At 72.7% G+C, this 16,830-nt stretch carries 17 protein-coding genes; 12 read left to right on the forward strand and 5 right to left on the reverse strand.

Going from position 1 to position 16,830, the window contains the following annotated elements:
- Positions 1-18 precede the first annotated feature (18 nt).
- Entirely contained in the window at positions 19-543 is a 525-nt protein-coding gene (gene rpsI / locus IEY91_RS29985; RefSeq protein WP_164321706.1) for a 30S ribosomal protein S9, read from the forward strand.
- A 190-nt stretch (positions 544-733) separates the two neighbouring features.
- On the forward strand, positions 734-2,092 hold the full coding sequence (glmM, locus tag IEY91_RS29990; protein WP_189176344.1) for a phosphoglucosamine mutase: 1,359 nt from the start codon (positions 734-736) through the stop codon (positions 2,090-2,092).
- Here the strand turns inward: glmM and IEY91_RS29995 are convergent.
- Both IEY91_RS29995 and coaA read right to left on the reverse strand, forming a co-directional pair.
- Positions 2,089-3,039 (reverse strand): DUF389 domain-containing protein, encoded by a 951-nt coding sequence (locus IEY91_RS29995; RefSeq protein WP_164321702.1) that lies wholly within the window; start codon positions 3,037-3,039, stop codon positions 2,089-2,091. The genes glmM and IEY91_RS29995 overlap by 4 nt on opposite strands.
- 32 nt (positions 3,040-3,071) lie before the next feature.
- Positions 3,072-4,076, reverse strand: coding sequence for a type I pantothenate kinase (gene coaA / locus IEY91_RS30000; protein ID WP_164328274.1), 1,005 nt, complete (start codon positions 4,074-4,076; stop codon positions 3,072-3,074).
- A gap of 83 nt (positions 4,077-4,159) precedes the next feature.
- On the opposite strand from coaA, the gene glmS reads away from it, so the two are divergent.
- From glmS to tsaE, 6 genes are all read left to right on the forward strand, one after another.
- Positions 4,160-6,007: a glutamine--fructose-6-phosphate transaminase (isomerizing) gene (gene glmS / locus IEY91_RS30005; RefSeq protein WP_189176345.1), complete on the forward strand. Its 1,848-nt coding sequence runs from the start codon at positions 4,160-4,162 to the stop codon at positions 6,005-6,007.
- 4 nt (positions 6,008-6,011) lie between these two features.
- Positions 6,012-6,380 carry a holo-ACP synthase gene (locus IEY91_RS30010; protein WP_164321698.1) on the forward strand — a complete coding sequence of 123 codons (369 nt, stop codon included), beginning with the start codon at positions 6,012-6,014 and terminating at the stop codon, positions 6,378-6,380.
- Between the two features lie 68 nt (positions 6,381-6,448).
- On the forward strand, positions 6,449-8,029 hold the full coding sequence (locus IEY91_RS30015; protein WP_189176346.1) for an NAD(P)H-hydrate dehydratase: 1,581 nt from the start codon (positions 6,449-6,451) through the stop codon (positions 8,027-8,029).
- A 65-nt stretch (positions 8,030-8,094) separates the two neighbouring features.
- The gene (alr, locus tag IEY91_RS30020) at positions 8,095-9,255 is read left to right on the forward strand and encodes an alanine racemase (protein ID WP_189176347.1); all 1,161 of its coding nucleotides are present in this window, start codon (positions 8,095-8,097) and stop codon (positions 9,253-9,255) included.
- Between the two features lie 38 nt (positions 9,256-9,293).
- Complete coding sequence (locus IEY91_RS30025) at positions 9,294-10,520, forward strand: alpha/beta fold hydrolase (protein WP_189176348.1); 1,227 nt, start codon at positions 9,294-9,296, stop codon at positions 10,518-10,520.
- A 10-nt stretch (positions 10,521-10,530) separates the two neighbouring features.
- Complete coding sequence (gene tsaE, locus IEY91_RS30030) at positions 10,531-11,043, forward strand: tRNA (adenosine(37)-N6)-threonylcarbamoyltransferase complex ATPase subunit type 1 TsaE (protein ID WP_164321689.1); 513 nt, start codon at positions 10,531-10,533, stop codon at positions 11,041-11,043.
- Between the two features lie 398 nt (positions 11,044-11,441).
- On the opposite strand, the gene IEY91_RS30040 is transcribed toward tsaE, so the two are convergent.
- Positions 11,442-11,987 (reverse strand): hypothetical protein, encoded by a 546-nt coding sequence (locus tag IEY91_RS30040; protein ID WP_189176350.1) that lies wholly within the window; start codon positions 11,985-11,987, stop codon positions 11,442-11,444.
- Between the two features lie 102 nt (positions 11,988-12,089).
- Between IEY91_RS30040 and tsaB the strand changes: the two genes are divergently transcribed.
- The 4 genes from tsaB (at position 12,090) to IEY91_RS30060 (ending at position 14,761) form a co-directional block, all read left to right on the forward strand.
- The gene (gene tsaB, locus IEY91_RS30045; RefSeq protein WP_189176351.1) at positions 12,090-12,746 is read left to right on the forward strand and encodes a tRNA (adenosine(37)-N6)-threonylcarbamoyltransferase complex dimerization subunit type 1 TsaB; all 657 of its coding nucleotides are present in this window, start codon (positions 12,090-12,092) and stop codon (positions 12,744-12,746) included.
- 65 nt (positions 12,747-12,811) lie between these two features.
- Positions 12,812-13,396 carry a ribosomal protein S18-alanine N-acetyltransferase gene (gene rimI, locus IEY91_RS30050; RefSeq protein ID WP_189176399.1) on the forward strand — a complete coding sequence of 195 codons (585 nt, stop codon included), beginning with the start codon at positions 12,812-12,814 and terminating at the stop codon, positions 13,394-13,396.
- Entirely contained in the window at positions 13,389-14,507 is a 1,119-nt protein-coding gene (gene tsaD / locus IEY91_RS30055; RefSeq protein WP_164321674.1) for a tRNA (adenosine(37)-N6)-threonylcarbamoyltransferase complex transferase subunit TsaD, read from the forward strand. Before rimI ends, tsaD begins: the two co-directional genes overlap by 8 nt.
- Complete coding sequence (locus IEY91_RS30060; protein WP_189176352.1) at positions 14,504-14,761, forward strand: hypothetical protein; 258 nt, start codon at positions 14,504-14,506, stop codon at positions 14,759-14,761. The genes tsaD and IEY91_RS30060 overlap by 4 nt, the downstream gene beginning before the upstream one ends.
- Here the strand turns inward: IEY91_RS30060 and IEY91_RS30065 are convergent.
- A complete protein-coding gene (locus IEY91_RS30065; protein WP_189176353.1) occupies positions 14,725-15,885 on the reverse strand; it encodes a hypothetical protein in 1,161 nt (386 codons plus the stop codon). The two genes, IEY91_RS30060 and IEY91_RS30065, sit on opposite strands and share 37 nt — an antisense overlap.
- Positions 15,886-15,976: 91 nt before the next feature.
- The gene (locus IEY91_RS30070; RefSeq protein ID WP_189176354.1) at positions 15,977-16,735 is read right to left on the reverse strand and encodes a TetR/AcrR family transcriptional regulator; all 759 of its coding nucleotides are present in this window, start codon (positions 16,733-16,735) and stop codon (positions 15,977-15,979) included.
- Between the last annotated feature and the right edge of the window lie 95 nt (positions 16,736-16,830).

Below are 16,830 nucleotides of genomic sequence, written 5' to 3' on the forward strand. Positions count from 1 at the left end.
AAGAATCTGAGGAGCATCGTGGCCGAGACCACCGCTGAGCAGCCGCTCGACGAGAACGCCGAAAACATCGACATCGAGTCGTACACCACCGAGTCGGACGCGCCCGTGGAGGGCGAGTACACCTCGGAGTCCAACGCCGCGCGCTTCGGCGACCCGCAGCCGGCCGCCGGCCTGGGCCGTCGCAAGAACGCCATCGCCCGCGTCCGGATCGTCCCGGGCACCGGCAAGTGGAAGGTCAACGGGCGCACGCTCGAGGACTACTTCCCGAACAAGGTCCACCAGCAGGAAGTCAACGAGCCCTTCAAGGTGCTCGAGCTCGACAACCGCTACGACGTCATCGCCCGCATCTCGGGTGGCGGCGTCTCCGGTCAGGCCGGTGCGCTCCGTCTCGGTGTCGCCCGTGCGCTGAACGAGGCCGACGTCGACAACAACCGTGGCGCCCTCAAGAAGGCCGGTTACCTCAAGCGCGACGACCGTGCGGTCGAGCGCAAGAAGGCCGGTCTCAAGAAGGCCCGCAAGGCCCCGCAGTACAGCAAGCGCTAAACACCGCTGCCTGCTAGTACTTCCCGAACGCCCCGGCGGCACCCTGTGTGCTGCCGGGGCGTTCGTTTATCGGCACCCCATGATCTGGGGTAGAAGTTCGACAGGCTGGGCGGCCAAGGCCGCGCGGTGGAGCCGCCAGACATCACCGCGTCCGCAGGACCAGCCGGCACTCAATGTTCGGAGGACAGCAGTGGGACGACTCTTCGGCACGGACGGTGTGCGCGGTGTCGCCAACGCGGATCTGACGGCCGAGCTCGCGCTCGGGCTCTCGGTCGCCGCGGCGCACGTGCTCGCCGAAGCGGGCACCTTCGAAGGCCATCGCCCGACGGCGGTGGTCGGACGAGATCCGCGGGCGTCCGGGGAGTTCCTTGAGGCCGCGGTCGTCGCGGGCCTCGCCAGCGCGGGCGTGGACGTCCTGCGCGTCGGTGTGCTGCCCACCCCCGCGGTGGCGCATCTCACCGGTGCGCTGGGCGCCGACCTCGGCGTGATGCTCTCCGCCAGCCACAACGCGATGCCCGACAACGGCATCAAGTTCTTCGCCCGCGGCGGCCACAAACTCGCCGACGTCCTGGAAGACCGCATCGAGTCCGTGTACGAGGAGCACCGCACCGGCGCTCCCTGGCAGCGCCCCACGGGCGCGGGCGTCGGCCGCGTCACGACGTACGACGAAGGCCTCGACCAGTACGTCGCGCACCTCATCGGCGTCCTCCCCAACCGCCTCGACGGCGTCAAGGTCGTCCTGGACGAGGCGCACGGCGCCGCCGCCCGGGTCTCGCCCGAGGCGTTCGCGCGGGCCGGCGCGGAGATCATCACGATCGGCGCCGAGCCGGACGGCCTCAACATCAACGACGGCTGCGGGTCCACGCACCTCGACCTGCTGAAGGCCGCCGTCGTCGAGCACGGCGCCGACCTCGGCATCGCGCACGACGGCGACGCCGACCGCTGCCTGGCCGTGGACCACACCGGCGCCGAGGTCGACGGCGACCAGATCCTCGCCGTCCTCGCCCTCGCGATGCGCGAGCGCGGCGTGCTGCGCCAGGACACCGTTGTCGCGACCGTCATGTCGAACCTGGGCTTCAAGCTCGCCATGGAGCGCGAGGGCCTCTCCCTCGTGCAGACCGCCGTCGGCGACCGGTACGTCCTGGAGTCGATGAAGGAGCACGGCTACGCCCTCGGCGGCGAGCAGTCCGGACACGTCATCGTCCTGGACCACGCCACCACCGGCGACGGCACCCTCACCGGTCTGCTGCTCGCCGCCCGCGTCGCCGAGACCGGCCGGAACCTCGCCGAGCTCGCCGCCGTCATGGAGCGCCTGCCGCAGGTCCTCATCAACGTCCCCGACGTCGACAAGTCCCGGGTGAAGACCTCCGCCGAGCTGGGTGCCGCCGTCGCCGACGCCGAGCGGGAGCTGGGCGCCACCGGCCGCGTGCTCCTGCGCTCCTCCGGCACCGAGCCGCTGGTGCGCGTCATGGTCGAGGCCGCCGACATCGAGCAGGCCCGCTCCGTTGCCGGGCGCCTCGCCGACGTGGTGAAGTCCGCGCTGGGCTAGGCCAGTTCGCGTTTCCTCGCGGCGCGCTCGCGCTGCCCCGCCCAGAGCAGCTTCTGGGCGAGCAGCGTGAGCGTGCCGGCGAGGACGATGCCGAGCAGGTTCAACAGCAGTTGCTCGGTGGAGCCCCAGGCCTGGTTGTACTTGCCGTAGCTGAAGGCGACCGCGGCGTTCGCCGCCGCCGGGACCGTCGTCACCGAGATCGCGACGCCCACCAGGGCCCCCGATTTCGCGGACGTCAGCGAGAGCGTGCCCGCGGCGCCCGCGAGGACGGCCACGACGAAGGAGAACCAGTCGGGCCGGTAGATGAAGTTGGTGTTGGGGCGCGCGGCGTCCAGCGCTTCGCCGTCGAAGAGGTCGACCGCGTCCATGAAGTAGCTGAAGCCCACCGTCACCAGCATCGCCACCGCGAAGCCCACGAGCAGCGCGATCAGCGAACGCAGCGCCAGCCGCGGGGCGCGCTGCACCAGCGCCGTGCAGAAGCCCGCGAGCGGCCCGAACTCCGGGCCCACCGCCATCGCGCCCACGATCAGGATCGCGTTGTCGAGGACCACACCGCACGCGGCGATCATCGTGGCGAGCGTGATGAAGGCGACGTACGTGATGGAGAGCGTGGACTCCTCGTGCGTGGCGTCCGTCAGGTGCTCCCACAGGACCGCGTCGGCGCCCTCGCCCGGTGCCTCGTCCTCGGCCTTGTCGGCCCGCAGGGACAGCGACAGGTCGATGTTCTCCAGGGCGATCGAGCCGTACTTGTGGATCTCCAGGGTGCGCAGCTGGTCGATCAGTTCGTCGCCCGCCTCCCGGGCGACGTCGCACATGACGATGTCGCCCGACGGGTTGCGGGCCGCGCCCGGCACCACCGCGAGATGGGTGGTGCCGACCGTCCTCTCGATCACGCGCACCACGTCATCGGTCTTGTCGGCCGGGGTGATCAGGCGCAGATGCAGCATGCCCGCACCCTAACGCGGCCCTGACGGGCCCCTCAGAGCTTGCGCAGGCTCAGGCGCTGCACCTTGTGGTCGGGGCCCTTGCGGACGACGAGGGTGGCGCGGCCGCGGGTGGGGGCCACGTTCTCAAGCAGGTTCACCTTGTTGATGGTCCGCCAGGTCGTGCGGGCGTAGTCCAGGGCCTCCTCCTCGGAGACCTGGGTGTACTTGCGGAAGTACGAGGACGGGTTCTGGAAGGCCGTCGCGCGCAGCTTGCGGAAGCGGTTCAGGTACCAGCGCTCGATGTCCTCGGGGCGCGCGTCCACGTACACACTGAAGTCGAAGTAGTCCGCGAGACCCACGCGGGTGCGGCCGTCCTTGCCGGGCAGGGCGGGCTGCAGGACGTTCAGGCCCTCGACGATGAGGATGTCGGGGCGGCGGACCGTGAGGCGCTGGCCGGGCACGATGTCGTAGATCAGGTGGGAGTAGACGGGGGCCGTAACCTCGTCCTTTCCGGCCTTGATGTCCGCGACGAAGCGCGTGAGCGCCCTTCTGTCGTACGACTCCGGGAAGCCCTTGCGCGACATCAGGCCGCGGGCCTGGAGCTCCTTGGTGGGCAGCAGGAAGCCGTCGGTGGTGACCAGCTCCACGCGCGGGTGCTCGGGCCAGCGGGACAGCAGGGCCTGCAGGAGGCGGGCGACCGTGGACTTGCCGACGGCCACCGAGCCCGCGACTCCTATGACGAAGGGCGTGCCGGACTGCGCGGCCTTCTCGGCGGTGTCGCCGAGGAAGGTGTTGAGCGCGCCGCGCAGTCCGTCGGTCGCGCCGACGTACAGGTTCAGGAGGCGGGACAGCGGCAGATAGATGTCACGGACCTCGTCGAGGTCGATGACGTCGCCGAGGCCGCGCAGCTTCTCGACCTCGGCGGCGGTCAGGGGGAGCGGCGTCTTCTCGCGCAGCGCGCTCCACTCGGAACGGGTGAGGTCGACGTAGGGGGTCGCCTCCGGCTTGTGCCGGTGGACGCCCCGTGGCGCCTTCGCTGGCGCTGAGACCGAAGAGATCACAGTCCATTGTTACGGCTGTTTGAACAGGAGGGCGGGTGGGGTGCGTCACCTTGGGCGCACACGGACGTACGCTTCCCGTTATGTGCGGAATCGTCGGATACGTCGGCTCGCAGTCGGCGCTCGAAGTGGTGCTTGCCGGGCTGCGACGCCTGGAGTACCGGGGATACGACTCGGCCGGAGCGGCCGTCATCGCCGACGGCGGGATCGCCGCCGCCAAGAAGTCCGGCAAGCTCGTCAACCTGGAGAAGGCCCTGGTCGACCAGCCGCTCCCGGCGGGCGCCACCGGCATCGGGCACACCCGCTGGGCCACCCACGGCGGCCCCACGGACGCCAACGCCCACCCGCACCTCGACAACGCGGGGCGCGTCGCCGTCGTACACAACGGCATCATCGAGAACTTCGCGGAGCTGCGGGCGGAGCTGGCCGGGCGCGGGCACGTGCTGAGTTCCGAGACGGACACCGAGGTCGTCGCGCATCTGCTGGCCGAGGAGTTCTCCGGCTGCGCGGACCTCGCCGAGGCCATGCGGCTCGTGTGCCGGCGGCTGAAGGGCGCGTTCACGCTGGTCGCGGTGCACGCGGACGCGCCGGACGTGGTCGTGGGGGCGCGCCGCAACTCGCCGCTCGTGGTGGGCGTGGGGGAGGGCGAGGCGTTCCTCGCCTCCGACGTGGCCGCGTTCATCGCGCACACGCGCTCGGCCATCGAGCTCGGGCAGGACCAGGTCGTCGAGGTCCGGCGGGACGAGGTCGTGGTGACCGACTTCGACGGGCGGCCCGCCGACGTACGCCACTACCGCGTCGACTGGGACGCGGCCGCCGCAGAGAAGGGCGGGCACGCCTCCTTCATGCACAAGGAGATCGCCGAGCAGCCGCGCGCCGTCGCGGACACGCTGCTCGGCCGGATCGGCGCCGACGGCGAGCTGATCCTCGACGAACTGCGCATCCCCGCCGCCGAGCTGCGCGAGGTCGACAAGGTCGTGGTGGTCGCCTGCGGGACCGCGTTCCACGCGGGGCTCATCGCCAAGTACGCCATCGAGCACTGGACCCGCGTTCCCTGCGAGGTGGAGCTGGCCAGCGAGTTCCGCTACCGCGACCCGATCCTGGACGCCCGCACCCTCGTCGTCACCGTCTCGCAGTCCGGCGAGACCATGGACACCCTGATGGCGCTGCGGCACGCCCGCGAGCAGGGCTCCCGCGTCCTCGCCATCTGCAACACCAACGGCTCCACGATTCCGCGCGAGTCGGACGCCGTGCTGTACACGCACGCCGGTCCCGAGGTCGCCGTCGCCTCCACCAAGGCGTTCCTGACGCAGCTCGTGGCCTGCTATCTGGTCGCCCTCTACCTGGGCCAGGTCCGCGGCACCAAGTGGGGCGACGAAGTCCTCGGCGTGGTGCGGGACCTGGCCGACATCGCCGGGGCCGTGGAGCGGGTCCTCGCGGACATGGAGCCCGTGCGGGAGCTCGCCCGGTCCCTCGCCGGCGCCGGGACCGTGCTCTTCCTCGGGCGGCACGTGGGGTACCCCGTCGCCCTCGAAGGCGCCCTGAAGCTCAAGGAGCTCGCATACATGCACGCGGAGGGGTTCGCCGCCGGGGAGCTGAAGCACGGGCCCATCGCGCTGGTCGAGGACGGGCTCCCGGTCGTCGTCGTGGTGCCCTCGCCGCGCGGCCGCTCCGTCCTCCACGACAAGATCGTCTCCAACATCCAGGAGATCCGGGCCCGCGGCGCCCGCACGATCGTGATCGCGGAGGAGGGCGACGAGACGGTCGTTCCGTACGCCGATCATGTGGTGTGGGTTCCGGTTACGCCTACGCTGCTTCAGCCGCTGGTGGCCACTGTGCCGTTGCAGGTCTTCGCCTGTGAACTGGCTGTGGCTCGGGGCAATGAGGTGGATCAGCCTCGGAATTTGGCCAAGTCGGTGACGGTGGAGTGAGCTTGTGATTATTGGGGTGGGTATCGACGTGGCCGAGATCGATCGGTTCGCGCTGTCGCTGGAGCGGCGGCCCGGCATGCGCGAACGCATCTTCGTCGAGCGGGAGTTGTTCCTGCCCGACGGGGACCCGCGCGGGATCGCATCGCTCGCCGCCCGCTTCGCCGCCAAGGAGGCCCTCGCCAAGGCCCTCGGCGCCCCCGCCGGACTGCGCTGGATCGACGCGGAGGTGTACGTCGAGGAGAGCGGGCAGCCGCGCCTGCGGGTCTCGGGGACGGTGGCCGCGCGGGCCGAGGCGTTGGGGGTGCGGGGGTGGCATGTGTCGATGAGCCATGACGCGGGGGTGGCTTCCGCGGTGGTCATCGCTGAGGGGTAGGAGCGGCGGCGGTCGGGTGCGGGTGAGGCCGTGGTGCCTCGTGGGGGCGTGTGCGCGAGACTTGGGGGATGCGTACTGCGTACTGCGTGGAGAGTGTCCGGGGCGCCGAGCGCGCGCTGATGGCCCGTGTGCCGGAGGGCGCCCTGATGCAGCGGGCCGCCGCCGGGCTCGCCGTGGCCTGCGGGCAGTTGCTCGGGAGGGTGTACGGGGCGCGGGTCGTGCTTCTCGTCGGGAGCGGGGACAACGGGGGTGACGCGTTGTACGCCGGGGCGCGGCTCGCTCGGCGCGGGGCCGGGGTGACCGCGGTGCTGCTGGATCCCGGGCGGGTGCACGGGGGTGGGCTTGCGGCTTTGCGGGGGGCTGGGGGGCGGGTTGTTGACGCTGTGGTGGGGGGTGAGGGCCGGTCCGGGGCCGGGGCCGGGGGCGGTGGTGATGCGGATTCCGGTGGTGCGGGTTCTGGTTCTGGTCGTGGTGCGGGGTCCGGTGCTGCGGGGTTCGGCTCCGGTTCGGTGGGGGACGTTGCCGAGGGTGCGCTCGCCGTTGTGGGGCGGGCTCAGCTCGTCGTCGACGGGATCGTCGGGATCGGGGGCACGGGCGGGCTGCGGCCCCTCGCCGGGCGGCTCGTGCGTGCCGCCCAGGAATCCGGTGCGCTGATCGTCTCCGTCGACCTGCCCAGCGGCGTGGACGCCGACACCGGGCAGGTGCGCGGGGACGCCGTGCGCGCCGACGCCACCGTCACCTTCGGTGCGTACAAGCCCGGCCTGCTCATCGACCCCGCCCGCGAGCACGCCGGCGCCGTGCGGCTCGTCGACATCGGGCTCGACGCCGAACTCGCCGCGTACGACCGTGACTTGGAAGCCCTTCAGTACGTCGACGTCGACCGGCTGCTGCCCGTGCCCACCGCCGAGAGCGACAAGTACCGGCGCGGTGTCGTCGGCATCGTCGCCGGGTCCGCCCGCTACCCGGGGGCCGCCGTGCTCGCCGTCGCCGGCGCGCTGCGCGGGGGCGCCGGGGCCGTCCGGTACGTGGGGCCCGCCGCCGACGCCGTCATCGCCCGCTTCCCGGAGGCCCTGGTCTTCGACGGGCCGCCCGCCAAGGCCGGGCGCGTGCAGGCCTGGGTCGCCGGGCCGGGGCTCGGGGACGACGCGGCTCGGCTGCGTGACGTCGTGGACGCCGAGGTGCCCGTGCTCATCGACGCCGACGGGCTGCGGCTCGTCGACCACGCCGCCGTGCGCGCGCGTACCGCGCCCACGCTGCTCACTCCGCACGCCGGGGAGGCGGCCGCGCTGCTCGGGGTGTCCCGGGCCGAGGTGGAGGCGGCTCGGCTGGACGCCGTGCGGGAGTTGGCCGCGCGGTACGGGGCGACCGTGCTGCTCAAGGGGTCGACCACGTTGATCGCCGCGCCGGGTGGGGGTGCCGTGCGCGTGAACCCGACGGGGACTTCGTGGCTGGCCACGGCCGGGAGCGGGGACGTGCTCTCGGGGCTCGCCGGGTCGCTGCTGGCTGCGGGCCTTGGGGCGCGGGACGCCGGCTCGGTGGCCGCGTTCCTGCACGGGCTCGCCGCGCGGCTCGCTGCCGAGGGGGCGCCGGTGGGAGCACAGGATGTCGCGGACGCGGTGCCGCTGGCTTGGCGGGACGTGCGGGGGTAGGTCGGGGCGGGTGCCGCTCAAGGCCAGGGGCCGGCTCGTGTTCGGCTCTGAGAGACTTGGGGGCGATGACTGAGACTGTGTTGCCGCGCGTTCGCGCGGAGATCGACCTCGACGCCCTGCGGGCGAACGTGCGCGCGCTGCGCGCCCGCGCGCCCCACGCGGCCTTCATGGCCGTGGTGAAGGCGGACGGCTACGGCCACGGGATGATCCCGTGCGCCCGCGCCGCCGTGGAGGCGGGCGCGACCTGGGTGGGCACCGCCACCCCGGAAGAGGCTCTCGCGCTGCGCGCGGCCGGCATCGGCGGACGCGTGATGTGCTGGCTGTGGACCCCGGGCGGGCCCTGGCGCGAAGCCGTCGAGGCCGACGTGGACGTGACGGTGAGCGGCATGTGGGCCCTGCGCGAGGTCACCGCCGCCGCCCGCGCCGCAGGACGCGTCGCCCGCGTACAGCTCAAGGCCGACACCGGCCTCGGCCGCAACGGCTGCATGCCCGACGACTGGCCCGAGCTGGTGGGGGAGGCGTTGCGTGCGCAGGAGAACGGCCTGGTCACGGTCACTGGGTTGTGGTCCCACTTTGCTTGTGCCGATGAGCCCGGACATCCGTCCATCCAGGGGCAGATGGATGTTTTTCGGGAGATGGTGGCGTATGCGGAGGGGCGTGGGATACGTCCTGAAGTGCGGCACATCGCCAACTCTCCGGCCACGCTGACCCTGCCGGACACCCACCTCGACCTCGTCCGGCCCGGCATCGCCATGTACGGCGTCTCGCCCAGCCCCGAGATCGGCACCCCGCAGGACTTCGGCCTGCGCCCCGTCATGACCGTCGCCGCCGCCCTGGCCTCCGTGAAGCACGCCCCGGCCGGGCACGGCGTGAGTTATGGGCATCACTACACCACCCCGGGCGCCACGACACTGGGCCTCGTTCCCGCCGGGTACGGCGACGGCATCCCCCGGCACGCCTCCGGCTCCGGCCCTGTCCTGGTCGACGGCAAGTGGCGTACCGTCGCCGGGCGCATCGCCATGGACCAGTTCGTCGTCGACCTGGGCGGCGACGAGCCCCCTGCCGGATCGGAGGCCGTGCTCTTCGGCCCCGGCGACCGCGGCGAGCCCACCGCCGAGGACTGGGCCCGCGCGGCGGGCACCATCGCGTACGAGATCGTGACCCGCATCGGTTCACGCGTTCCGCGCGTCTATGTGAACGAGGGGTCGACCGGCAGCGGCGACTGACGCCGGGCGGGACCGACGACTAGCAGAGGAGCGGGTACGTGGGCGAGGGCAGCACGGGGGCGGCCGCCGCGGAGGTGGTGGCCGAAGTGGCCGGTTCGGCGGGCAGCACCTGGCGGCGGGCCGGTCTCGCGGGCGCCGCCATAGGAGTCATCGCCGCCGGCGCGGCCGCGGGCGTCGCCATCGAGCGCATGACCGTCGGACGCGGCATGCGCAAGAAGGCCCGCCTCGCCCTCGACGCCTCGGGCCCCTACGGCTCGCTGCGCGGCATGCCCGGCAAGGCCTACGCGGACGACGGCACGGTGATCGCGTACGAGGTCGACGAGGTGGAGCCGGGCGCGGCCGACGGACCGCAGTCGCCGCGCAAGCGCCGGCTCTTCGGGCGCAAGGCACCCGCCCCCGTCACCGTCGTCTTCAGCCACGGCTACTGCCTCAGCCAGGACTCCTGGCACTTCCAGCGGGCCGCCCTGCGGGGCGTGGTGCGCGGCGTCTACTGGGACCAGCGCAGCCACGGCCGCTCGGGCCGCGGCATGGGCCAGCTCCACGACGGCAAGCCGGTCTCCATCGACCAGCTCGGCCGCGACCTGAAGGCCGTCATCGACGCCGCCGCGCCCGAGGGCCCGCTGGTGCTCGTCGGCCACTCGATGGGCGGCATGACGACCATGGCTCTCGCCGATCAGTTCCCCGAGCTCATTCGGGAGCGGGTTGTCGGGGTCGTTCTCGTCGGTACGTCCTCCGGGAAGCTCGGGGAAGTCAGCTTCGGGCTTCCCGTGGCCGGGATGAACGCCATCCGGCGCGTCCTGCCCGGCGTCCTGAAGGCCCTCGGCTCCCAGGCCGACCTGGTGGAGAAGGGGCGGCGGGCCACCGCCGACCTGTTCGCGGGCATCATCAAGCGCTACTCGTTCGCCTCCCGGGACGTCGACCCGGCGATCGCCCGGTTCGCCGAGCGCCTGATCGAGTCCACGCCCATCGACGTGGTCGCCGAGTTCTACCCGGCGTTCGCCGAGCACGACAAGGCCGAGGCCCTCGTCCACTTCGCGGGTCTTCCCGTACTCGTCCTCGCGGGCGACAAGGACCTCGTCACCCCGAGTGAGCACAGCGAGGCCATCGCGGACCTGCTCCCCGACGCCGAGCTGGTGCTCGTCCCCGACGCCGGGCACCTGGTCATGCTGGAGCACCCGGAGGCCGTCACCGACCGCATCGCGGACCTTCTTGTCCGCGCGGGCGCCATGCCGGAGGCGGACGGAGCGCGCACGTCGAGCGGCTAACGTGGCCGTCATGGAAGCACCGCACAGCCCGGCCCCCGCCGTCTCCCTCCAGCTCACCGTCAACTCGCCGCAGCAGATGGGCGAGTTGGGCCGCCGCCTGGCCAAGATCCTGCGCCCCGGCGACCTCGTCATGCTCACCGGCGAGCTCGGCGCGGGCAAGACGACACTGACCCGGGGCCTCGGTGAGGGCCTCGGCGTGCGCGGCGCCGTCACCTCGCCGACCTTCGTCATCGCCCGCGTCCACCCCTCCCTCGGCGACGGTCCGCCCCTGGTCCACGTGGACGCGTACCGCCTGGGCGGCGGGCTCGACGAGATGGAGGACCTGGACCTCGACGTGTCCCTGCCGGACTCCGTGGTCGTAGTCGAGTGGGGCGACGGCAAGGTCGAGGACCTCTCCGACGACCGGCTGCACGTCGTCATCCACCGGGCCGTCGGTGATACCACGGACGAGGTACGCGAGGTGACCCTGCGCGGGCTCGGCGGGCGCTGGGCGGGGGCGGACCTGACGGTTCTGTCTGCCTGAGGGGTCCGGCGCGTTCTCGTCGGTTCGCCCGAACTTTCCGACAAGCCGTCGGCAAGATGTTGCGCGGCGAGCGTCGCCCGTGGTCACATGGATACCAGGTCTTGGTTAGGTCTACCTAACCATGTCTGCCCCCGGAGCCCCAGGAGGCGTCCATGCCGGCTTCAGAACGTGATGCGCAGACTCAGCCGCGCGGGCATGCGGCGCGGCCATCCGCCTCGGCCACTTCGTCCGGCTGCTCGATGAGCGATCTGCTGGCGTCCTGCGCCGCCGCGAGCGCGGTGTCCACGCCGCCCGCGGCGCCGGAGCACCCCGCGGCAGCGCGCGCGGACGAGCGGCGGCGCGATGCCGCGTAAGCAGATGAGTCAGGCGGATGGGTCAGCAGGGGCTCGGTCGGCGCCCTACTTGATGACGACGACCTTCGTGTCCCGCAGCGCGAAGTCCCACATGGCGTTGCCGTCCGCGCGGGACGAGCGGATGCCGCCCGTCTTCTTCGCCGGATCCGGCTTCGACGTCGAGCCGTTGAGCGCCGCGCTGAACCCGACCGCTATGCCGTTGACCGACGTGAACCGCACGACGTGCTCGATCAGCACCCCGTCCGACCCTATGACCTGCCCCGTACGCGAGTTGACGGCGTACGAACCCGGCACCGGGTCCACAGTGCTCGGCGTCACCCGATAGGTCCGCTTCACCTTGCCGGAGTCGCCGACCAGCCACACCCGGTCGCCGGCCAGGGAGTACACGACGCGCTTGCCCTTGCCGGAGGCGGCGGGCAGCTTCAGCGGGTTCTTGTCCTTGGGGGAGCTCGACGGCACCGTCGGGGACTTGTCCGGGCTGGCGTTCAGGTCGTCCGGGGCGCTGGCGGAGGCCTGGTAGGCGAGGAAGCCGACCGCGGCGAGCGCCGCCGCGGTGAGCCCGGCCACGAATCCCGAGCTGCTCCTGGACACTGCGCCACCTCTCCTACGTACGGCTATGGGGTGACGGTAGCAGCAGGCGTGCCCCTGCCCGGGGCGGCCGTGCGCCGTGCGCCGGAGCCGTAGGCTGTTTGCGTGCTCTTGCTCGCTCTGGATACCGCCACCCCCGCAGTGACCGTCGCTCTGCACGACGGCACGTCCGTCATCGCCGCATCGAGCCAGGTCGACGCCCGCCGCCACGGCGAGCTGCTGCTCCCCGCCGTCGACCGCGTGCTCGCCGACGCGGGCCTGAGGCTCGACGCGGTCACGGCCGTCGTCGCGGGCGTCGGCCCCGGCCCGTACACCGGGCTGCGCGTCGGCCTGATGACCGCCGACACCTTCGGCCTCGCCCTCGGCGTCCCGGTGCACGGGGTGTGCACGCTGGACGGCCTGGCGTACGCGTCCGGCATCGAGGGCGGCCCGTTCGTCGTCGCGACGGACGCGCGCCGCAAGGAGGTCTACTGGGCGCGGTACGAAGACCCGCGTACGCGGGTGAGCGGTCCCGCCGTGGACCGGCCCGCGGACATCGCGGAGCAGGTCGCGGGCCTGCCTGCCGTCGGCGCGGGCGCGGCGCTGTACCCGGACACGTTCCCGGACACGCGCGGCCCCGAGCACGTCACGGCCGCCGCGCTCGCGTCCCTCGCCGCGGAGAAGCTGGCCGCGGGCGAGGAACTCCTCGAACCCCGCCCGCTCTACCTGCGCCGCCCGGACGCGCAGGTCCCCAAGAACTACAAGGTGGTCACGCCCCAGTGACCACCGTGCCCCCCGAGCCCGCTGAGCCCTCTGGGAAACAGCCCCACGGCGCCGCGCTGCGCGAGATGCGCTGGTGGGACATCGACCCCGTGCTCGCCCTGGAGAAGGAGCTCTTCCCGGACGACGCCTGGTCGCGCGGCATGTTCTGGTCCGAGCTCGCGCACGCGCGCGGGGCCGGCTCCACGCGCCGCTATCTGGTGGCGTACGAAGGCGACCGGCTCGTCGGATACGGCGGGCTCGCGGTCGCGGGCACCGACTCGGACGGCGGCGCGGCGGTGGCCGCCGACGTGCAGACCATCGCGGTCGCCCGCGACCACTGGGGCACCGGCCTCGGCGCCCGGCTGCTCACCGAGCTGCTGCGGTACGCCACGGCTTTCGAGGCCACCGAGGTGATGCTGGAGGTCCGCGTGGACAACGAGCGGGCCCAGAAGCTGTACGAGCGCTTCGGCTTCGAGCCGATCGGCTTCCGCCGCGGCTACTACCAGCCCGGCAACGTGGACGCCCTGGTGATGCGCCTGTCCGACCCCTCCGCCATACCGGGCCGGTCCGTGAACGGCGCCCCCGACGACACCCCCGACCCCGCGACGACCGACGGCCAGGCGGAACCTGGCCCGCTGAACGGCGTACAAGGAACCGAGATCCATGGCTGACACCCGTGACGAGCCCCTCGTCCTCGGCATCGAGACCTCCTGCGACGAGACGGGAGTGGGCGTCGTCCGCGGCACGACGCTCCTCGCGGACGCGGTCGCGTCCAGCGTCGACGAGCACGCCCGCTTCGGCGGCGTGGTGCCGGAGGTGGCGTCCCGCGCCCACCTGGAGGCGATGGTCCCGACCATCCAGCGCGCCCTGAAGGACGCCGGGGTGAGCGCGAAGGACCTCGACGGCATCGCCGTCACCGCGGGCCCCGGCCTCGCGGGCGCCCTGCTCGTCGGCGTCTCGGCCGCGAAGGCGTACGCGTACGCGCTCGGCAAGCCGCTGTACGGCGTGAACCACCTGGCCTCGCACATCTGCGTGGACCAGCTGGAGCACGGGGCGCTGCCGGAGCCGACGATGGCCCTGCTCGTGTCCGGCGGCCACTCCTCGCTGCTCCTTTCCACCGACATCACCTCGGACGTGCGGCCCCTCGGGGCGACGATCGACGACGCGGCGGGGGAGGCCTTCGACAAGATCGCCCGCGTGCTGAACCTGGGCTTCCCCGGCGGCCCGGTCATCGACCGCTACGCCCGCGAGGGCGACCCGGCCGCGATCGCCTTCCCGCGCGGTCTGACGGGCCCGCGCGACGCGGCGTACGACTTCTCCTTCTCCGGGCTCAAGACGTCGGTGGCGCGCTGGATCGAGGCGAAGCGGGCGGCGGGCGAGGACGTGCCGGTGCGGGACGTGGCGGCGTCGTTCCAGGAGGCCGTGGTGGACGTGCTGACCCGCAAGGCGGTGCGCGCCTGCAAGGACGAGGGCGTGGACCACCTGATGATCGGCGGCGGAGTGGCCGCGAACACCCGGCTGCGGGCGCTCGCGCAGGAGCGGTGCGAGAAGGCCGGGATCCGGCTGCGCGTGCCCCGGCCCAAGCTGTGCACGGACAACGGGGCGATGGTGGCCGCGCTCGGGGCGGAGATGGTGGCCCGCAACCGGGCGGCGTCGGACCTGGGGCTTTCGGCGGATTCTTCGTTGCCGGTGACGGAGCCGCATGTGCCGGGGGCGCATGGTGCCCACGCTCACGATCACGACCACGTGCACGAGGTCAGCAAGGACAACCTCTACTCATGAGCGTCGCGTTGATGTGGGAGGCGCGGGCCACCGAGGGCCGGGGGCCCGAGCTGCTCGCGTGGGCGCGGGACCAGAAGCTGGTGCCCGCGCCCCTGCGCCGGGAGACCTTCACCGCCCCGCAGGACCGCGTCCTCGTGATCACGTGGTGGGACGCGGCGTACGACGCGGACCTGCCCGAACTGGCCGATCCGCCGGGCGATTTGGTGTCCCGGCCGCCTCACCGGTGGCGGTTCGAGCCCCAGGGCGAGGGCTGATCCCCGTACGCCCCCGGAAGCGGCCGGTCCTCGGGCGTCATGAGGAGCGCGATCACCACGACGAGCTGGAGCGGGATGGTGGCGAACGGCGTCAGGATGCTGAGCGTCCCGACCGTCGAGTCCCAGTACATGTCGAAGCCGTCGTCGAAGGCCGGGACCAGGGTGCGCACGTCGAAGTAGATCGAGGCGAGCGCGAGCGCGAGCGCGGCGCCGCGGGCCGCCGGGCGCCCGGCGAGCAGCAGGGCGCCGATGAGCAGGGGCGCGGCCACCAGGAACAGGGCGTAGAAGGCCTGGGGGAGCGGGATGCCGCGTGAGGCGTCGACCGCCGCCCGGAGGAAGTCGCCCCCGTCGGAGTCCTGTCCGCTGCCGATGAAGTAGATGTGGTCCCGGGTGAGGGTGTAGATCAGCCAGCCCACCTCGATCGCGCCGCTCAGCAGCAGAGCCACACCGGACACCACGAAGGCCGGCCGTGCGCGGCGGCCCGCGACGGGCGGTGGGGTGTAGAGGTCGCCGTACGGGGCGTACGCGGGCGGCGGCGGGGCGTCCGCGTACGGGGACCGCGGCGGGTACGCCGGGGCGGCCATCGGTGGCGGGGTGGCGTGCGCCGGGCCGCGGGTGCGGGCGACGGCCGCCCAGATCGCGCAGCCCAGGGCGATGCCCGTGAACCGGAAGGTGAGCAGGGCCTTGCCGTAGCCGATTTCGGTGATGAGGTCGCCGTACTCGTCCGAGGCCATGAGGCCGATCACTTCCCGCAGGCCCAGGCAGATCAGGAGCGCGGCGAGCAGCGCGAGGCCCCCGCGCGCCACCCGGCGCCGCCCGAGCGCGAGGGCGCCGACGACGAGGGCGGCCGCGAGGAACGCCCAGTCGTGGTGGGTCTGCGCCACCAGCGTGAGGGACTCCCGTGGGTCGTACAGGGCCTTGAAGGAGTACCCGGAGTAGCGGGTGTAGCTGGTGGACGGCCCGTCGGTGGCCTCCTTGGCCTCGTACCCGATCCAGACCGTCGCCACGAGCGCGTACAGCAGGACGGCCGCGCCGGTCCACTGCAGCGCCGGTGCGTCGCGTGGTGCGACGCGCCCCGGTATGCCCTGTCCTGCCCCTGCCCCGCCCTGACCCCATACGGCCATGCGTGCCCCCCGTTTTCTGGATTCTGTTTTTCCGGTTTCCGTCTGCACGCGGATCCCGTCCGTACGTGTAGCCGGTGGTCGGCCGCGTTGTCTACGGCGTATCCGCTTGCGGGTGCGACCGCGTCGGGCGGCCGGGTCCCGCGGCCCGCGCGAGCAGGCCGTCCACCACCGCGCTCAGCTGGTCGGCGAAGTCGTAGGCGTCCCTGAGCTCCGCCCAGCGGGGGGTCAGCGGGGCGACGTGGGGGAGCTCGGCGGTGTCCGCTTCCGTGAGCATGTCGGGGAAGTACCGCTTGCGGTCGGGCTCTTCGGCGCGGCGGGTCATCGCGTTCCGGAAGGCGAGGTCGCCGTACACGCAGTGCCAGACGGTGCGGTAGGCGTGCACGGCCTGGTCGGGGGAGAGCCCGCAGGCCTCGCCCGCGCCGATGATCTCGTCGACCATCCACATCGCGCCCTTGTCGCTGAGGTCGCCGAGGCTCAGCACCTCCACCACCCAGGGCAGCCGCAGCAGGATGCCGTGCATGTGCAGGGACACGGCGAGCAGCCGGTCGCGCGGCTCTTCGGGCAGTTCGGGGCGCGGCAGCGTGGCGGCCGTCCCGGCCAGGGTGAGCATCAACAGCTCGTCCTTGTCGCGCACATGGTGGTACAGCGCCATGGGCGTCGCGCCGATCTCCTTGGCGACGCGGCGCATGCTGAGCGCCGCGACGCCCTCCTCCTGGAGGATGCGCCGCGCCACGTCGACGATCGCCTCCGGGTCGATGCGCCGGGGGCGGCCGACGCGGCGCTTCTGGGGCTGATCGGTTTCCTTCTCCCCGGCCGTGCCGGGTTCTTCGTCCTTCGCTCGTGCTGCCACGTGCTCATTGTCCCGTCGTCCGCCCGCGCGAGGGCGGCCCCCTGCTCGTGGGGCGTGGGCCCGCGGCCTGCGGGGCCCCGGCCCGTCCAGTTTCT

The organism is Streptomyces lasiicapitis, assembly GCF_014646335.1.
Lineage (GTDB): Bacteria > Actinomycetota > Actinomycetes > Streptomycetales > Streptomycetaceae > Streptomyces > Streptomyces lasiicapitis.